Origin of the sequence: Bradyrhizobium diazoefficiens (assembly GCF_016612535.1) — a bacterium.
Lineage (GTDB): Bacteria > Pseudomonadota > Alphaproteobacteria > Rhizobiales > Xanthobacteraceae > Bradyrhizobium > Bradyrhizobium diazoefficiens_C.
In genome coordinates this window covers 1,513,258-1,530,602 of sequence record NZ_JAENXS010000001.1, presented here as the reverse complement: position 1 = coordinate 1,530,602, position 17,345 = coordinate 1,513,258, and the positions used below count along the sequence as shown (strand labels likewise).

Below are 17,345 nucleotides of genomic sequence, written 5' to 3'. Positions count from 1 at the left end.
CTCATGCCAACTTCTGAGCTATCGGCCGCTTGGCGCTCGGCCAACACTGAGGTTCGTTCGAAAGGAAGACAAGTGTTCCATAGCACGATGATGGACGTGCCACTCTCGCTTAATCATCTGCTGGAGCGCGCGGGCAAGATTTTTGCCGCTAACGAGATTGTCTCGCGGCTGCCTGACAAGAGTCTTCGCCGGCACACCTACGGTGAGTTCTATCGGCGCACGCGCTCGCTCGCGTCGGCGCTGCAGCGGCTTGGTCTTAAGAAAGGTGACCGCGTTGCCACGCTGTGCTGGAATCATCATGCTCACCTGGAGTGCTATTTCGGAATCCCAGCGGCAGGCGGTGTGATGCACACGCTGAACTTGCGACTGACGCCCGACGAGATCGGCTGGATTGCGGCAAATGCAGGCGACCGCTTCCTGATCGTCGACGACATCCTCTTGCCCCTGTACAAGCAATTCGCGCATTTGCACCAGTTCGAGCGCGTGATCGTCTTCCCGTTCTCGGGAGGGCGTGTTCCGCCGGACACGGAAGACTACGAGGCCTTGCTGAATCACGCCGATCCCGATGCTTTCAAATATGAGGCGCACGAGGAAACCGACCCGGTTGCAATGTGCTACACGTCCGGTACCACCGGCCGTCCGAAAGGCGTGGTGTACTCTCACCGTTCGACCATCCTGCACATGCTGGTCGGAAGCCTCGGCGAGTTCTGGGCGCTGCGCAGCACCGACGTACTTCTGCCCATCACGCCGATGTTCCACGTGAACGCCTGGGGCATTCCCTACGGCGCGGTGAACCTGGGTGCGAAGCTCGTGTTTCCCGGACCGCACCTGCATTCCGACGACATCCTCGACCTGATGCAGATCGAGCCGCCGACGATGGCCTTCGGAGTACCGACAATCTGGATGACCTTGTTGCAGACCTTCGAGGCGGCGCAGGCCGAAGGTTCGCCCGACCGCGGCCGATGGAAGTTGCCGAAACCGCTGCGCGCCGTGACCGGCGGCGCAACCGTGCCCGAGTCTTTGATTCGCGCGCTCGACAGGCATGGCGTGTGGATCGAGCAGGGATGGGGCATGACCGAAACGTCTCCTCTCTGCACCAGATCATACCACCGGGCTGAGCTGCGCGATGCAGGCAATGAGGAGAAGTATCGTCGCGCCGCCATGGCCGGCGTGCCTGTCCCACTGGTGGAGCTGCGGCTGTGCGGTGACGAAGGTGAGCAGCCGTGGGACGGCAAGAGCGTAGGCGAGATTCAGGTGCGCGGGCCGTTCATTGCGGGCTCCTACCACGATGCGCCCGTTTCGAGCGACAAGTTCACCGAGGATGGCTGGCTACGTACCGGCGACGTTGCCTCAATCGATCCGCTTGGCTTTGTGCGTATCACCGACCGGACAAAGGACCTCATCAAATCCGGCGGCGAATGGATCAGCTCGGCCGATCTCGAGAATGCGCTGATGGAGCACCCTGCGGTCGCCGAAGCAGCGGTGATCGCGATCCCCAACGAGAAATGGAGCGAGAGGCCCTCGCTTGCATCGTACTCAAGCCTGGCAAGCAGGTGGACACGACGGAGTTCAGCGAGCATCTCCTGGCGCGCAGTTTCGCAAAATGGCAGTTGCCCGATCGCTATGAGTTCATCGACGCAGTACCACGAACGTCGACCGGCAAGTTCTGGAAAGCGAAGCTGCGCGAACGATTTCCGCAGTGAGAGTGCTCTCGGTCGCTGACCGCCGCGCTGGCCCGTTAGGCTGGGGACAAAGTCAGCCTGCGACCGAAATCAGCATCGCGATGATGATGCGTCAGCTCTGTGGGGTCGTCTAACGTGACGCGCCGCTCAACCACTGTGCTTGTGCTGTAATTCTGTTGGCCCAAAAGTGCTCTCATCCCCGCCGCGCTCACATTTTGGCCGAAACACCGAGGGCACACAGTCGGAACCTGATTTCCACTCCGTTCCAACCCGAAACGCAGACGAGAGCCACGGTCACGACCTCCCGTGCTCGGCTGGGGTCAAATAGTCGAGGAGAAAAAAGGCAATCCGCCACAGATCGTTGCGAATGACTGGTTTTTGTGTTCTGGTGTTTGGTATAACACATAACATAGCTGACGACCAGCAGATTAGATGACGCTAAACGAACCCGACCTTGCGAGCCCCCTTGCGCCCCTCGACCGGCAAGCCAGTTTGGGCGAACTCGCCTACACCTCGCTCAAGGAGTCCATCATTAGCGGGCAGTTTGTGCCAGGACGCAAGCTGACCGTACGATCGGTTGCGCAAGCGCTCGGTGTCAGCACGACGCCTGTCCGTGATGCCATCGTTCGCCTGATCAGCGAGGGCGCCCTGGTTAATCTTGGGCCGAAGACCGTCGTCGTGCCGGTACTTACCATGGCCACACTCGATGAAGTGACGAAGATCCGCCTTGCGCTCGAGGGATTGGCAGCATTCGAAGCCACCGCGCATATCGAAGACCGGGACATCTCGTTCCTGGAAGAGACGCAGATCCGTATCAACGATGCGATGGACAAGTCGCAATACGCCGATGTCCTTCGTCTCAACAAAGCATTCCACTTCCGGCTCTACGGGACCTCCGGAATGCCCCGCCTGGTCACACTCATCGAATCTCAGTGGTTGCGCATCGGGCCGTCGCTAAACGATCTATATCCCGAGTTTGCAATCCACCGGCGGGGGGTCTCGAACCACCAATGGGCTATTGGCGGACTGAAGGACAGAGACGCTACGGCCGTACGGGCGGCGATCGAAAACGACCTGCGGGAGGGCTACCGCCGTCTGAGCAATCTCGTCCAGTCTCGACAGGACTAGGCTCCTAACCACAAGAGTCGCCCAAAAGTCCGTCTTCGCTCCAGGACGCGACCAGCAGATACTGACCACCTGCCGAACGCTTATGGGCGACCCCGAGCTCATCATGAGTAATGAGCCGACCGACGGCTTGGGACCTTTGATCGTTCAACAGGTCGGCGATTGCACGCATCGCGGAAGCGGGGTCTTCACCTTTTTGCTGGAGTAAACGTTGGCCATCGCGCTCTGGATATTGCATCGCGTCCACGTCATTGGCTATGGACGTATCGTTTTTTCGAAGCTGCGGCCAAATGACAGCCGTCGCAAGGAATGGCTCGAGGTTGTGACACGCTTGACGTGTCACGATCACGCGGGACGAACAGATTGCGACTCATCGAATGATCGATTCACTGCTCGCACACGATCACTCGCCGCCAGCTTTTGTTTCAGCCATCCGAAAATGCAATCGTCTGAACTCACGAAGTTTTCGATTTCCCACCCCTGGCTGCGGATCATTCGCGGGACGACCAACTGCAGATCGAAATGCGCTTGCATGCACTCAGCCTGTAGTTTGACCGCCTCCGATACGCTCACGATACCGCGCCCGCCGGCGACCACGAGAACTGGGCATTTCAACAGTCGTATGCGTTGGGCGCGATGTGCTGGCACTGCATGTTCGCCCGTCGAGGTCGCAGCTCCCGTCATCCAACCGACAGACGCCAAATTCCGAGACCGATGCCAAAGACCGCCATCGCAAACTGCCGCCGCAAGGCGCCGATCACATGCAGCGAAATCGGTCGCAAGGACAGCCGACAATTCCTCTCCGTAAACGCCGATTCGCCTGGCATCAACGTCGGGCCGCCTTGATAAATAGTCCAAGCAGCAAGACAACAGAAGGTTCGAGTGGCTGCGCGAGCCACTTGAGATATCGTCGTGAGAGATGACGAGTACCGAAAGATCTTGGCCAATCACCACCGGCAATAGCCTTCCGAGCAGCGTCGCTGCGGATTCTTGCTCCATACTGATGCATATCACTGCCGGCGTGTGCCGATTGGGGCTGGCGGCCCGCAAGTAATAAGCTGGCACTTCAACCTGATCAAAACATGCAATGTTGATCCGCTCGATTTTCTGCACCAGAGATGAATTCAATCTCTGAATACCACGCTCGATCTTGGTTGAAACGTCTCCATGTTGAGGATCGCCTTCGTCAATCAATCGCCTGGTCACTTCAAAGGCGGTCAAGGCGCAAAGCCAGGCCTCGGCTGCCTCAGCAAAGGTGCCATTCTGCATGTTGAGGTCACCGATGGCGCAGTGAGCATCCGCGATGCTTGTCCACCTTGCGACGAGGTTCTGCCGACTTGTGGCTCCGTCGAGGTCAGTGAGACCTGGATTGTCCAAGAACGCTGCAGCGTCTCGCCTTGTGGAGGCAAGATTGCCGCTCGCTTGACACTGAGCAGCGTACTCCATCCGATTAGCCCCCTTGGGTGCATTCTCACCGTGGGCCCAGCATCAATCAAGTCGCTCCGGTCAACGTGACCCTTGCTGCTGCCATGCCCTGATGCTCGACACTGTTCTTTTGGCCGCAGAACACAGGAATTCGCCTCAGCAGTCATCACAGCAGTAGGCGATCGGCCGAAGCGGCGACCCGGAGCCGTGTTCGATGGGCAGCGGGGCCGCCATGAAAAGGCAGCGGCGGGAGACGAGCTCCAGATTAGCAACGCATTCCAGGATCAAGATGCCGTTTGGCAGCCAATGCTTGAAGTGCCCGGGCAACGTCCCTGTGGAGACACCATCCACCAACGCCGCTTCGCAGGCGATCGTGTCTGCGCCGACGGCTCGAACCTTCCGTTCCTTGAAGAGGAGCACCAGTTCTTCGTTCATGCCCGGAGCATTGCGGGCATACCACTGGGCCTGTGCATCACGACGCCAATGCTGCTTCAACCATCCGAAGTTCACGAGTGCGATCTCGTCAGGGCCGACCGAGATGCCATGCTTACGCTCGTAGGATTCGACGTCCGAAGGCGAAAGGATGTCACCGGGTTTCCAGTCGCGATCGGAAAAATCGTAAACAACCGCCTCGGCGACGAGCCGGTCAACAGCAACCGTTTCGATCGAAGCGTGCATCTGGTCGGCAACCGTATGCGCGGGCGCGTCGACATGACATCCGATATGCTCGGCCATGCTGAGATTCTGGCAGTAATATCCATCGTTCTCGTGCACGACGGTCGGATCGATGATCAGATGGGGATGCGTTGGCCAGCGTGGGATGCCCCGACCCAAGGTTGGTGCAAGGTCGACAGGCCGCAGAGATCGAAGGTGCTGGGCGGCAGTCCGGATCGCTTCGAAGCCATCCGGTTTGGGTGCGATTGGATCCTTCATGTGACTCCTTAAAGATACGACGTTGTCATTGCCCCGCGGCGGATATTCTGGTCACTTCGTGCTTCCGCAGCGCTTCGAGATGCCTCAGCTGGCCGCAACGAGCTGGCGTTCATGGGGGCGTGGCTTAGAGGGTTTTATCTCAGGTGGCGCCGCCATGACGGAGTTTGGCGGTGGCCATCTCGTCGAGCGACAGCATTCCCGCCGTGCCGTCCGCTGTGAGAGCGACCCGATATACATCTCGTGCACGTTCGAGAGTCTCGCGCATCTCGGACACATCGCGCAGTACGAGGGCTGGATCTCGCTTGGCGGGATCGCCGAACCCGCCGCCGCCGTTTGTCGTGCCGCGCACAGCCTGTCCCTTGTGGATGACCTGGATGCCAAAACCGGGCACTCGTTCTTCTCGGCCGTCCTCATGGATAACGTAGGACACAGCGAGCGATCCTGATTGCCCCCCGAGCACACCCTTCGGCGCGAACACCTGGCCGTCCGAGTTGGTGGCGACCGTCATCGTGCCCTCGCGGACACGATAGCGCGTCTCTATGGCCAGCCCGCCCCGGTGCGCACCAGCCCCACCGCTTCCAGGTACGACGCGCAGGTGATCGACAATCATGGGAAACTTGATCTCATTGATCTCGATGCTGTCCCGATAGGTCAGCCCCGAAGACGCCGGGATGCCGTACGTGCCCCAACCGTCAGCGTACGGCGAAGCCGGGCCACCGTTCGAGGCTAGTGTCAGCTGGCTGATGTAGGGACGGGCGCCGTTTCGGAAATCGGTCCCGGAAATGACACCTGTGTTGACGCCCAGGCACAAGCCACCCTCGGCCAATCCGAACCCTTGACCCAATCCCGCCAGTGCAGATTGCACGAGATTCACAAGGCGATCGGCGACATTCGTCGTGGCGATCGAGCAACTCGCCGGAAAGCGGGGAATGCCAACTACCGAATTCTCGCGCAGCAAGACCGTAAGGCGGCGGAACGCGCCAGAGTTTCGCGGCAGACCGGCACCCAGGCTGTGATAAATCCCCGCCATGACGCTGCTGCGGGCGGTTGCTTCAGTCTGATTGAAGCCGGCTTTGACGCAGTCATCGTTATGGCGGAGGTCAACGATGATTTCACACGCGCTCGGATCGACCTCGATCACGGCTTTGACCGCGATGCCTTCGGGCAGAACTCCTGGCACGGGGTCGTGGCGCGAACTCACGTCCATGCGACCCTTCGGCAGGGCGGCGATGCGGGACGCCATGAGGCGTTCAGAGTAGTCGAGCCATTCCTTGATGAAGGTCTTGATCCTTGCTGTTCCGTGCTCGCGGCAGAGCTCCTTCAGCCGCCGCTCGGCGATGCGTGCGGCCCCGAGCGTCGCAAGGAGATCGCCGCCCCACTGCTCTGGAACGCGGATGCGGCGCATGCCCAAACGGATGACATCCTCGATTGTGTGTCCGTTTCGTTGCAGTCGCATGCAGGGGAAGATGATCGCGCCTTCCTCGTACACGTCTCTTGCAAACGGGTGGTAGGTCGTAGGCAGGCTGTTGCCGATGTCGGCCTGGTGGGCTTTGGCGCAAGCTGTGAAGAGATGCTCGCCATCGACGAAGACCGGCACCATGACGGTTTGGTCGGCGGGGTGCGTGTTGCCCGTGTAGGGATCGTTGTCGATGAAGGCATCACCCTCGGCCAGATCCGGATGAAGACGTGCGATATTGGCCGACTGCATGTGCGAATTGAAGGTATGCACGGGCAGTCCGTCGGCGACGGCGACGAGTTCCCCCTCGCCACTAACAATTGCGCAAGAGAAGTCACGTCCGTTGCTGACGATCACCGATCGCGCAGAACGCAGGACCGTATTCGTCATCTCGCGAACGATCGCCTCGAATCGATTGGCCAGCACGGCCGCCAGGATAGGATCGGTAAACGCGACCGGGATCGACCTTGGCGCCTGATCGACGGCGGGGCTTACGCCGGGCGGCTGCGTCATTGATTTACCTTTCCAGCTTCAGAAGATAGCTGCCGGTGGGAGACAGGCACGCGGATGCATTTGGCGGCACGACGATGGTGGTCGTGGGCTCGAGGATAATCGCAGGACCGGCGACCTCCAGGTCCGGCCTGAGGGCTGGGCCGTCGTAGAACGGCGTGTCGATGAGCCCTTGCCCCGGGAAATAGGCGCCCTGCCGCTTGAGGAGGGCGCTGCGCTCCTCGCCCGCGATCGGCTGCGCAGCTGGACGCGGCAGAGCAACACGCAATCTGACTTTCCAGGTCAGGAATTCGACCACGCCATGAGGGTCGTCGACGCCGAACGTACGCTCATGGGCCTTATGGAAGCGCGCTGCAAGCTCCGTCGCGTCGAGTTCGCCCTCATGGGAAAAACCCGGAAGGGGAACCTCGAGCTCCCAGATTTGCGCGCGATAGCGCGCATCGACCGCAATTTCGAAGCTGCAAGCCGCTTCACGCGGGATCTTCAAACCCGCCCGCAACGTCTCGAGCGCTGCATGGGCGCGCGACAACGCGCGTCGGACGACGGTTTCATCAAATGCGTCGGAGCTCGTGATGCCGCTCGCGGCCTCCTCCGCAACCACGTCGGAGAACTGCATGCCGCAGGCGCTCAAGGCGCTCGCAGTCTGCGGGAGCAGGACTGTCTTGCAGCCAAGGGCCCGAGCCACCGAGGCGATGTTGAGGCCGGCAGCCCCGCCACCTGCCACGAAGACACTCCCCCGTGGATCCACGCCTTCGGAGACCGTGATGTCCTGGATGGCGGAGATCATGGTCTCGTCGGCGATGGTCAGGATCGCGAGCGCCGTTTCCTCAACAGAAAACGAGAGCCGGTCCGCAACCGTTGCCACGGCAGTCCGCGCCGCGGCAGCATCGAGAGTCATCCGGCCGCCCAGGAAAAGGTGTGGATCGATGTAGCCCGCGACCACTGCGGCATCCGTGACGGTTGGCAGCTTGCCGCCCCCCGGATAGCAGGCCGGACCTGGTACCGATCCGGCGCTCTGCGGACCGACACGCAAGAGTCCCCCGTCATCCACCCACGCGATCGAGCCGCCTCCGGCGCCAACACTGCGAATATCTACCGAGGACAAAGCGAGCAGTTCCCCGGTGTACCTGGGCCCAAGCCAGGTCTCGCGCGTACGAACGACCTCTCCATCACGAATCAGGCCGACGTCGAAGGTGGTGCCGCCCGTGTCGCAAATGATGATGTCGCCGTTTGCCGTCACACGTCGGGCATATTCCCGAGCTGCGAGCGGCACCATGGCTGGTCCGGATTTGGTGAGGTGTACGGGTCTGTGAGCTGCCGCCGCGACCTCCATGCATCCGCCCACCGTTGTCGAAACGAGCAGATCGCCTGAGAAGCCAAGACGCTCAAGATCGGCTGCCATGTCCTCCAGAAACTTCTGCATCACGGGCTTGAGCGATGCATCGAGGACGGTTGCCGAGGCACGGCGATACTCCCGCGGCACTGGCAGGATCTCATGCGACAGCGTTACAGCCACTGACGAAGCATGCTCTTTGAGTAGTTGCGCGACGCGCAATTCATGCGCGGGATTGACGATTGACCACAGAAGGCAAACTCCCACAGCCTCAATGCCTAAGCGCTCCAATTGCCGCGCGGCGGCGATGACGCAAGCCTCGTCGAGGGTGGTCTCAACGCCGCCCTCCGCGTTGATCCTCTCTTTGATTTCGAAGGTCAGACGACGCGGCACATAGGGTTCAGGGAAAGGCGTGCGATAGTCGTGCGCATCCTTCTTGCCGCCCTCTCTCAGGTAGAGGATGTCCGGAAAGCCCGCCGTTACGAAGAGGGCGGTTCGCGCAGTTGATCGCGTTACGATTGCGTTGGTCGCACGGGTCGTCCCGAAAATGAGGCGACCCGCATGACGGATCACGTGCTCAGGCGTCACATCGAGCAGACGGGCTGCTGCGGAGATCGCACCATACATGCCTTCAAAAGCGCGCTTGGGTGTCGTCAATGCCTTCCCAATGGTCAGCCGGCCAGCTTCGTCCTGGATGACCGCATCCGTAAATGTTCCTCCTGTGTCGATCGTGATGACATAAGACATGGTAAATTTCACTCTCCAAGGCTCGATGCGGTTGTCGCGGCCACTCGTTTAGTTTCGTTGCGCTCGAAGGCGATCGAGGAGTACGCCTGCAACCACGATGACACCGAGCACGATCATCTGCAGGTAGCCGCTGATCTGGACGAGGTTCATGCCATTCGACAGGACAATGATGAAAAGAGAGCCGAGGAGGGCCGTACCCGCACTGCCGCAGCCGCCCGAGAAGCTCGCACCACCGACAATGGCCGCGGCCGCCGATTGCAGCGACAGGGTGCCGCCAATGCTCGGTTCGCCGGATCCCGTTCGCGCGGTCAAGATCATCGCTCCGAGCGCCGTCAAAACCGAGCTCAGGACATAGGCCGACATCAGGATGAGCCGGACTGGAACGCCTGCAACCTCCGCAGCTCGTGCATTCGTGCCGATCAGGTAAAGGCCGCGCCCGAACACGGTTCGACGCAACACGAAATGAACAACAAGGCCCGCGGCAATCGCGATCACAACGGGAGCCGGCAGGCCCAGCATCGTCCTCGTGTTGAGAAGCTGGAAGAACAGTTCAGGCATGCCTTGAACCGGATGACCGCCCGACAGAGTCGTGGCGATTCCTGTCGCGATGTTGAAGCTGCCCAGCGTGACCACGAAAGGAGTGACGCGTAAGACGCCGACAACAGATCCGTTGAAGGCCCCGACCAGCGCTCCGAGCGCCACGCCGGCAACAAGGCCCGCGATCACGATCACCGGCTCGCCAACATGGCCGGACCCAAGAGCTGCCATCGCGAGCGCTGACCCGACACTGACCATCGAGGCAGTCGGACCAAGAGAGAGGTCAAAACCCTTCCCTATGATCACGATGGTCTGTGCCATCGCGAAGAGAAACAGGAAGCTCGTCTGCTGCAGGATGTTGATGAGATTGGCCGGCGACATCACCCGAGAATCTGCCAGGGCGAAACCCGCGAACAAGATGACGACGCCGGTCGGCAAAAGCAGCTGCACGAGCGAAAAATGGATGCGACGCGCGAGCGCGGCAGGTGAGGGAGCGCTCATGCTGGCCTCTCGATCAGTCATGGACGGTCCTCCGGCGCCGAATTTCGTCGAGCGCAACTGCACAAATCAGGATCAACCCGATAAAGATAGGCTGGATGCGGGAATCGACGCGTAACAGGTTGAGCGCATTGGATAGGATGCTCAGAAATATCGCGCTCAGCGCGACCATCCCGACGCGCCCCACGCCTCCGTGCAAGCTCACCCCGCCGATCACGGCAGCGGCGATTGATTGCAGCATCATGAGGTCCCCGCCGAAGCTCGCTTGGCCCGATCCCACAAGTGCGGTCAGGAGTAGCCCGGTCACGGCGGCAAGCAGGCCCGATATCACATAGGCGGCAATTTGATAGCGGCGCGTCGAAATGCCGGAGACGATCGCCGCCTCCGTGTTGCCGCCGATCGCGTAGAGATAGCGCCCGAGGACGGTCCGGTGTTGGACGAACGCGAGCACAAGCAGGATGGCAATCGCCACATAGGCTGCGCTCGGAAGCTCGAACCAGCGTGCTCGGCCGAACTGGGTTATGAATGACGGCGGCAGGCCATACACCGGAATGCCGTTCGTGATGATCAGGGCGATGCCAAGCGTCACCGACATCGAGCCCAGTGTCGCGATGAAGCCGGATATGCGCAGCACGGCTACGCAAATTCCGTTGACGAGGCCCACCAGAATTCCCGTTCCAAGTGCCGCGCCGACACCCAGCGCGATGACAAGAGCATTCTGCTCGGGAAACGCGGTCCCCGCCCAGCGCATCGTTACGGCAGCAATTTCACTGGCGAGTGCAACAATTGCCCCAACCGACAGATCGAAGCCGCCGGAGATAAGCACGAGAGCCTGGCCGCAGGCGACGATCGTGAGCACGGATGCGTTTCGAAGAATGTTCGTTACATTGGCAACTCCGAAAAACCTTGGATCGAGGATGCACATCCCCAAAATCAAGACCGTCAGGAGGACAGGCAGAATGCCGATGGCGGATATTGAGCGCGAAAATGTCATCAGACCATCCTGCAAAGACGGGTGCTTGCGTGCTTCTTCAACGGTCAAGACGCTGGTCCTGTCGCAGCACTGGATTCCCGGCGGAAGAAGCTGGCGAGAACGTTCTGCTCAGTCTTCTCAGGACCCTCAAGTTCATTCACGATGCGCCCGTGGTGCATCACATAGAGACGGTTGGACAATGCCAGCACCTCAGGAAGTTCGGACGAGACCAGAACGACCGCGGCACCCGCTTCGAGAAGGCGCCCCATGAACTCGTAGACCTCGCGCTTGGCGCCCACGTCGATGCCGACAGTCGGCTCGTCGAACAAGAAGACCGAAAGGTCCCGCATCAACCCCCGGGCTAGCATCACCTTCTGCCGGTTACCGCCGGAAAGCTTGCCGGCAGGACGTTCAAGGTTCGGAGGACGCAGTTTCAATCGATCAACCGCCTGCTGGACAAGCGAACGCTCGTTCCGCTTATCCAAAAGACCTCGTCGCGCGATCGCCTGAACGTCCAAACTGGACATCGAGACGTTCTCCCGGACAGCACGCGCGAGCGCCAATCCTTCCGTTGCGCGATTGGCAGGGAAGTAGACAACGCCACGACGAAGGCTGTGCCTCGGCGAGAACGTGTCCTGGCCCGCCTCATGAAGCCGAATCTCGCCGCGCTCAATCTGTTCCAGTCCGTAGATGGCGCGCACCAGCTCAGACTTGCCGCAGCCGACGAGGCCTGCGATGCCTGTGATCTCGCCTGCGCGAGCCACGAAGTCCGCATCGCGGACCGCACCTCCCGCCGCCGATAAGCCTCGTACCTCGACGGCAACGTGCCCCGGTTTGTGGTCGAAGGTCGGAAACAAGCCGTCGATCTTGCGACCGGTCATCAGTTCAACAAGGTCGAAGTCCTGGACTCCGGTCGCCTCAAGCGTTCGCACAAGTTGGCCATCACGAAGCACGGTGATGCGGTCAGCGAGAGCTCGGATTTCCCGCATGCGATGCGATACGTAGATAATTCCGACCCCTCGTGCCTTGAGTGCTGCCACGAGCTCAAAAAGGCGCCCCGCTTCCCGCTCGGTAAGGGATGCGGTCGGCTCGTCGAGGATGAGAATCCTTGGCTCTCCGAGCAGCGCCTTGGCAATTTCGACCATTTGTTGATGTGCCCGCGACAGCGTTCCGACCTGGCGGTCGAGCTCAAGATCGAAGCCCAACTCCTCAATGAGGCGAGAAGCGCGCCGGCGCATTGCCGCAAGGTCGAGAATTCCCCCGCGTCTGATTTCACGGCCGAGGAAGACGTTCTCGACCACCGTCAGGTTCGGCGCGAGCGAGAACTCCTGAAACACTGCGCAGATGCCCTCACCGCGCGCGCGGTGAGGGGTGAGGTGGCTGAGATCTTGTCCATCAAACCGGCAGGTGCCCTCGTCAGGCTGGAACGTACCTGCGATGACATTGATCAACGTTGACTTGCCGGCGCCGTTCTCACCGAAGAGCACATGGACCTCGCCGGTCCGGACATCGAAATCAACCTGCCGCAGTGCGGTGATGCCCTGGAAGCGTTTGGTGATCCCTCGAAGGACCAAGATCGGCTCAAAAGCCTCCTCTTTTGCCATCCGAGGTGACTCCACAAACGCTTCCGACATTCGTCCGCCTATAAAACGCAACCGGTTACTGCTTGACGCTGTACACGGGGCTCCAGCTGGCCGGCGCCAGCACCGTCGACATGTCCATCTTACCCATCGTGCCCTTGTCGATCACGCCTGCGATCGGCTGCACAAGGCGGATAAAGGGCTTCTTGTCGAGGATGCGAACGGCTTCGTCGATAGCCACGCGCCCCTCGATGACCGGGTACTGAGTCGTAAAGGCGGTAATGTCTCCACGCTTGAGCGCATCGAGCATGGCCTGGTTCTCGTAGGTCGAGATGATCTTGATGTCGCTGCGGCCCGCCTCAGCCAACGCTCCGATGGCAGCTTCTGCGGTCGGAGCGGTCCCCCAGATGTAATTGATGGAGGGATAGGCTTGCAGTGCGTCCTGAACCAATTGTAGCTGCACCGCGACACCGGTGTCCCCGAACTTGGAAGAGAGCGTCTTCACGTTCGGATTCTTCGCGACCACAGTCTCGAAATCCTTATTCATGGTCTCTGCCCAACCCGAACCGGCAGGGCCCGGGAACGTCACGACGTTTGCGGTTTCGCCCGTCTTGACGCTCGCAAGCAGCGCATTGGCCGAGGCGCTCGCCATGGATTTAAGATCAACAAACACGCCGGCAGTCAGGTCAGGCGAGATGAAGCTGTTCGTAACCGCAATGACAGGAATGCCCTTCGCTTTCGCGGCCAGGACCTGCTTGGCAACGCCGACGGTGGAGATCGCACCGATCACGATCGCGTCCGCACCGCTCGCAATGCAGTCGTCAAACTGCGACAGCTGCTTGGGCAGATTGTCGTATCCGCCGGCCTCGTACAGATTCATGTTCACGCCGAGCGCCTTTGACTGCTCGGTGATGCCGTAGGCGACAGCAACCCAGAAGCTGTCCTTCATGTGCGGAAACAGCACGCAGATCTTGTGAGGTTTTTCGGCTTTTTCGACCGGCGTGTACTCAATGACCTTCAGCGCATCGGCCGAGGCGTCGTTCATCTTGAAGGGATACCACTTTGTGTCCCCGGCGGACGCGGGCGTGACCTTGATCGCGAACGCGAGGGCAACAGAAAGCAAGAACAGTCCGCACGACTTTTTCATCAATGTCCCCATCCTTCGACAATGAACCGACAGGCACATGACCAAAGCCTGACAAATTCATGTATCAAATATGATGCAACAAAAAATCAGGTGCGGCAAGCGACCGCACTGCTGAAAGATTCGGCAAGACGTAAATTTGTGCGCCGCGAGATGCAGTTTCTCGAAAAGAGCACAATAATTTTGTTGCATCAAATACCAAACAGCGTTACTTGCCAGAAATCCAGTCAAACGGGTGAGGAAATCGTGGCGAGGGGTCAGGCAGGTTCGAATACGGGGACGGCATTTGCGCGTGCCGGGCAAGCCTCTAAAGACAGCTTTGCTCGGGCGCGGCTTGTTTTTCCCGACGGCACGTCGCGCGTCACCATCGAGCGGGACCCGGAGCCGGTCTACATCGAACGCGGCTCCGGCAGCTATGTGTTCGACATCGATGGAAGGCGTTTTCTGGATCTCAACTGCAACTTCACAACGCTGATCCACGGCCATGCATTCGCGCCTGTTGTCGAAGCCTTGACTGATCAGCTGCAGCGCGGCAGCTGCTTTGCAAATCCGACGCGCGGCGAAATCGAGCTGGCAGAGCTGCTTTGCGACCGGATTCCGCGAGTCGATCGGGTGCGTTTCGTCAACACCGGAACCGAGGCGGTCCTCTTCGCGGTCAAGGCTGCTCGGGCCTTCACCGGGCGGGCGAAAATCGCCAAGCTCGAGGGCGCCTATCATGGCGCCTATGATTGGGTTGAGGTGAGTCAGGCGGCGACGCCGGATAACTGGGGTGACCCTGCCTCCCCCAACTCTGCGCCTTTCTATCGCGGCATGCCTCAAAGTGTCCTCGACGAAGTTGTTGTGCTCCGCTTCAACGATATCGAGGGAGCGCGCCGGCTATTGTCGTTGCATGCGCGCGATCTCGCGGCCGTCGTGTTGGATCCCATGCCAAGCCGCGGCGGTCTGACTGCCCCGAAAGCGGAATTCATTGCCGCGGTTCAGCAGGCCGCGCGCGACAACGGCGTGCTGGTGATTGCTGATGAGGTTTTGAATCTCAGGCAGGGTTTCGAAGGGGCTGCCGCGCGCTATGGCCTCGTTCCGGACCTTGTCACCATGGGCAAGATTATCGGTGGCGGTCTGCCGATTGGCGCAATCGGCGGCCGCGAGGACGTGATGAAGGTGTTTGATGCCTCGGCGGGCCGGCCCCTGCTTCCGCAGGGGGGGACGTTCTCCGCCAATCCCCTGTCGATGATCGCTGGCCTTGCCTCGATGCGGCATCTGGACCATGCGGCCTTTGCTCATCTGGAGACGCTCGGCAACTTTGTACGAGACGGAATTAGCCGGGCTATCGAAAAGAGGGGAGTCTCGCTCTGTGTGACGGGCGCCGCCTCGCTGTTCCGTATTCATCCCATGGCGCGACCGCCAATCGACTATCGCGATGCCTATCCGACGCCCGGCGGAGCAGCCCTCATGAAGGAGCTTACGCGCTTCTTTGCCGCAAACGGCATCATCTTGCCCTATGGCGCCGCTGCCGCGCTCTCGACACCGATGACGCGCGCCGATGCTGAGGTCGTCATCGAGGTGTTCGAAGGCTTTCTCGACAATCATCAAAACGAGTTGGACGGCATTGAGGTGCAGAAGTGACCGAAGTAACAGTTGCGCAGCGTATTGCCTTCGCTTTGCAGCGTCACGGCGTGAAGGTGATCTTCGGCCAAAGCCTGCCGTCAGCCGTCATTCTTGCGTGCGAAGCGATCGGTATTCGGCAGCTCGCCTACCGACAGGAAAACATGGGCGGCGCGATGGCCGACGGCTTTGCGCGCGTGTCAGGTCAGATCGCCGTCGTTGCGGCTCAGAATGGGCCCGCGGCAACCTTGCTCGTCCCTCCTCTTGCCGAGGCCTACAAGGCGAGTGTTCCCATTGTTGCTCTGGTCCAGGAGGTCGAGCGCAACCAGCTCGACCGTAATGCATTCCAGGAACTCGATCATTTCGCGCTGTTCTCGTCCTGCGCCAAATCGGTGCGGCGCGTCATCACCGCGGATCGCATTGATGATTATGTTGATGCGGCCTTTGTCGCTGCCGGCAGCGGCCGGCCGGGGCCCGCTGTCCTGCTACTGCCGGCCGATCTGTTGCGCGAAAATGCGCCCGCTTCCAATCGTGAGCGCCGGTCGAGCTTTGGTGAATGGCCAATTGATCGGCCGCGCCCGAGCGATGCAGAGGTCCGAGCGGCTGCCGCATCAATTGCGGCGGCAAAGGCTCCCGTCGTTCTCGCTGGCGGCGGCGCCGCATCTCCGGCCGCGGCAGCTGCGCTGGCCAAGCTGCAGGACGTCGCGCATCTTCCGGTCGTCACCACGAATATGGGCAAAGGTGCTGTCGACGAAACGCACCCGCTCTCCGCCGGAGTCCTCGGCGCTCTGGTCGGTCTGCGCTCGCTCGGCAAGCATACTCTGCCGATCCTGCAGGAGGCGGATCTCGTTCTCCTGGTCGGTACGCGCACCAACCAGAATGGCACTGACAGCTGGCGACAAGTTCCTGCAACTGCGCGCGTCATCCATATCGATGTCGACCCCCAGGAGATCGGGCGAAATTATGAAGCGACGCGTCTTGTTGGCGATGCTGCGGCAACGCTGGAAGCGCTCTGCAGTGTGATCGAACAGGTTGACCTTTCAAGGCGTCGCGATAGCCGTTCGGGCTTGGAGAAGCGTATCGCCGCGGCCTGGACGAGCTTCGAAAACGAGCGCTCCGTGTTTTCGGGCAGCACTGGAAGTCCAATCCGGCCTGAGCGTGTGATGCACGAACTCCAGGCGCGCTTGACGCCGGAGACAATCGTTGTCGCCGACGCAAGCTACTCGTCGATGTGGGTGGTCGGTCAGCTTCGTAGCCGAACGGCGGGCCAGCGCTTCATCACGCCCCGCGGTTTGGCCGGACTTGGCTGGGGACTGCCACTTGCTATCGGCGCCAAGCTGGCGCGGCCAGCTAGCCCAGTTGTCGCCTTGGTCGGAGATGGCGGCTTTGCGCACAGTTGGGCCGAACTCGAAACCGTGGTCCGCAGCAATGTGCCCGTTGTCGTTATCGTGCTCAACAACGGTATTCTCGGCTTTCAGAAAGATGCGGAGACGGTGAAGTTCGGCGGCTACACGACAGCCTGCCATTTCTCACCTGTTGATCATGCTGCGATCGCGCGTGCGTGCGGATGTGGAGGCGCGGTGGTGTCAGCGCCCGGCGATCTGGGGAAGGCCCTCGACCTTGCGCTGGCAGAGCAGCGGCCATGGTTGATCGAGGTTGTGACCGATCCATCGGCTCATCCGCCCATCTCGCTTTTCGACGGGACGCTCGACCGTGCCCTCGCGGCTGTTTGAGAAGGACCTGCGGGGGACGACTAGGCGTCCGCCCTGCCGAAGCAGAAGTCCGGGATAGCTCGACGGC

12 protein-coding genes are annotated in these 17,345 nt (G+C 60.6%); 4 read left to right on the top strand and 8 right to left on the bottom strand.

The features are described 5' to 3' along the window. The first annotated feature begins 72 nt into the window (after nucleotides 1–72). Nucleotides 73–1,722, top strand: coding sequence for an AMP-binding protein (locus JJE66_RS07220; protein ID WP_200513443.1), 1,650 nt, complete (start codon nucleotides 73–75; stop codon nucleotides 1,720–1,722). A gap of 392 nt (nucleotides 1,723–2,114) precedes the next feature. Continuing rightward, on the top strand, nucleotides 2,115–2,810 hold the full coding sequence (locus tag JJE66_RS07215; protein WP_200513442.1) for a GntR family transcriptional regulator: 696 nt from the start codon (nucleotides 2,115–2,117) through the stop codon (nucleotides 2,808–2,810). A 342-nt stretch (nucleotides 2,811–3,152) separates the two neighbouring features. Here the strand turns inward: JJE66_RS07215 and JJE66_RS07210 are convergent, their stop codons facing one another. The 8 genes from JJE66_RS07210 to torT form a co-directional block, all read right to left on the bottom strand. Then, the gene (locus JJE66_RS07210) at nucleotides 3,153–4,076 is read right to left on the bottom strand and encodes an alpha/beta hydrolase (RefSeq protein ID WP_200513441.1); all 924 of its coding nucleotides are present in this window, start codon (nucleotides 4,074–4,076) and stop codon (nucleotides 3,153–3,155) included. A 312-nt stretch (nucleotides 4,077–4,388) separates the two neighbouring features. Beyond that, nucleotides 4,389–5,165 carry a cyclase family protein gene (locus JJE66_RS07205; RefSeq protein ID WP_200513440.1) on the bottom strand — a complete coding sequence of 259 codons (777 nt, stop codon included), beginning with the start codon at nucleotides 5,163–5,165 and terminating at the stop codon, nucleotides 4,389–4,391. Between the two features lie 139 nt (nucleotides 5,166–5,304). After that, nucleotides 5,305–7,134 (bottom strand): hydantoinase B/oxoprolinase family protein, encoded by a 1,830-nt coding sequence (locus tag JJE66_RS07200; protein WP_200513439.1) that lies wholly within the window; start codon nucleotides 7,132–7,134, stop codon nucleotides 5,305–5,307. Nucleotides 7,135–7,138: 4 nt separating this feature from the next. Beyond that, nucleotides 7,139–9,211 (bottom strand): hydantoinase/oxoprolinase family protein, encoded by a 2,073-nt coding sequence (locus JJE66_RS07195; RefSeq protein ID WP_200513438.1) that lies wholly within the window; start codon nucleotides 9,209–9,211, stop codon nucleotides 7,139–7,141. Between the two features lie 48 nt (nucleotides 9,212–9,259). Further along, on the bottom strand, nucleotides 9,260–10,306 hold the full coding sequence (locus tag JJE66_RS07190; RefSeq protein WP_246756120.1) for an ABC transporter permease: 1,047 nt from the start codon (nucleotides 10,304–10,306) through the stop codon (nucleotides 9,260–9,262). Further along, a complete protein-coding gene (locus tag JJE66_RS07185; RefSeq protein WP_246756119.1) occupies nucleotides 10,263–11,288 on the bottom strand; it encodes an ABC transporter permease in 1,026 nt (341 codons plus the stop codon). The genes JJE66_RS07190 and JJE66_RS07185 overlap by 44 nt, the downstream gene beginning before the upstream one ends. Next, a complete protein-coding gene (locus JJE66_RS07180) occupies nucleotides 11,285–12,823 on the bottom strand; it encodes a sugar ABC transporter ATP-binding protein (protein ID WP_246756117.1) in 1,539 nt (512 codons plus the stop codon). The genes JJE66_RS07185 and JJE66_RS07180 overlap by 4 nt, the downstream gene beginning before the upstream one ends. A gap of 55 nt (nucleotides 12,824–12,878) precedes the next feature. Further along, entirely contained in the window at nucleotides 12,879–13,985 is a 1,107-nt protein-coding gene (torT, locus tag JJE66_RS07175) for a TMAO reductase system periplasmic protein TorT (RefSeq protein WP_246756115.1), read from the bottom strand. Here torT and JJE66_RS07170 point away from each other — a divergent pair. Beyond that, the gene (locus tag JJE66_RS07170; protein ID WP_246756113.1) at nucleotides 13,968–15,566 is read left to right on the top strand and encodes an aspartate aminotransferase family protein; all 1,599 of its coding nucleotides are present in this window, start codon (nucleotides 13,968–13,970) and stop codon (nucleotides 15,564–15,566) included. The two genes, torT and JJE66_RS07170, sit on opposite strands and share 18 nt — an antisense overlap. Beyond that, nucleotides 15,563–17,278: an acetolactate synthase catalytic subunit gene (locus JJE66_RS07165; RefSeq protein ID WP_200513435.1), complete on the top strand. Its 1,716-nt coding sequence runs from the start codon at nucleotides 15,563–15,565 to the stop codon at nucleotides 17,276–17,278. The genes JJE66_RS07170 and JJE66_RS07165 overlap by 4 nt, the downstream gene beginning before the upstream one ends. The last annotated feature ends 67 nt before the right edge of the window (nucleotides 17,279–17,345 follow it).

What these genes read in the sequence shown, in the direction of transcription:
- JJE66_RS07215 (WP_200513442.1), top strand. Translation starts at nt 2,115, where the DNA reads ATGACGCTAAACGAACCCGACCTTGCGAGCCCCCTTGCGCCCCTCGAC.
- torT (WP_246756115.1), bottom strand. Translation starts at nt 13,985, where the DNA reads ATGTGCCTGTCGGTTCATTGTCGAAGGATGGGGACATTGATGAAAAAG.
- JJE66_RS07195 (WP_200513438.1), bottom strand. Translation starts at nt 9,211, where the DNA reads ATGTCTTATGTCATCACGATCGACACAGGAGGAACATTTACGGATGCG.
- JJE66_RS07170 (WP_246756113.1), top strand. Translation starts at nt 13,968, where the DNA reads ATGAACCGACAGGCACATGACCAAAGCCTGACAAATTCATGTATCAAA.
- JJE66_RS07205 (WP_200513440.1), bottom strand. Translation starts at nt 5,165, where the DNA reads ATGAAGGATCCAATCGCACCCAAACCGGATGGCTTCGAAGCGATCCGG.
- JJE66_RS07180 (WP_246756117.1), bottom strand. Translation starts at nt 12,823, where the DNA reads ATGGCAAAAGAGGAGGCTTTTGAGCCGATCTTGGTCCTTCGAGGGATC.
- JJE66_RS07210 (WP_200513441.1), bottom strand. Translation starts at nt 4,076, where the DNA reads ATGCAGAATGGCACCTTTGCTGAGGCAGCCGAGGCCTGGCTTTGCGCC.
- JJE66_RS07200 (WP_200513439.1), bottom strand. Translation starts at nt 7,134, where the DNA reads ATGACGCAGCCGCCCGGCGTAAGCCCCGCCGTCGATCAGGCGCCAAGG.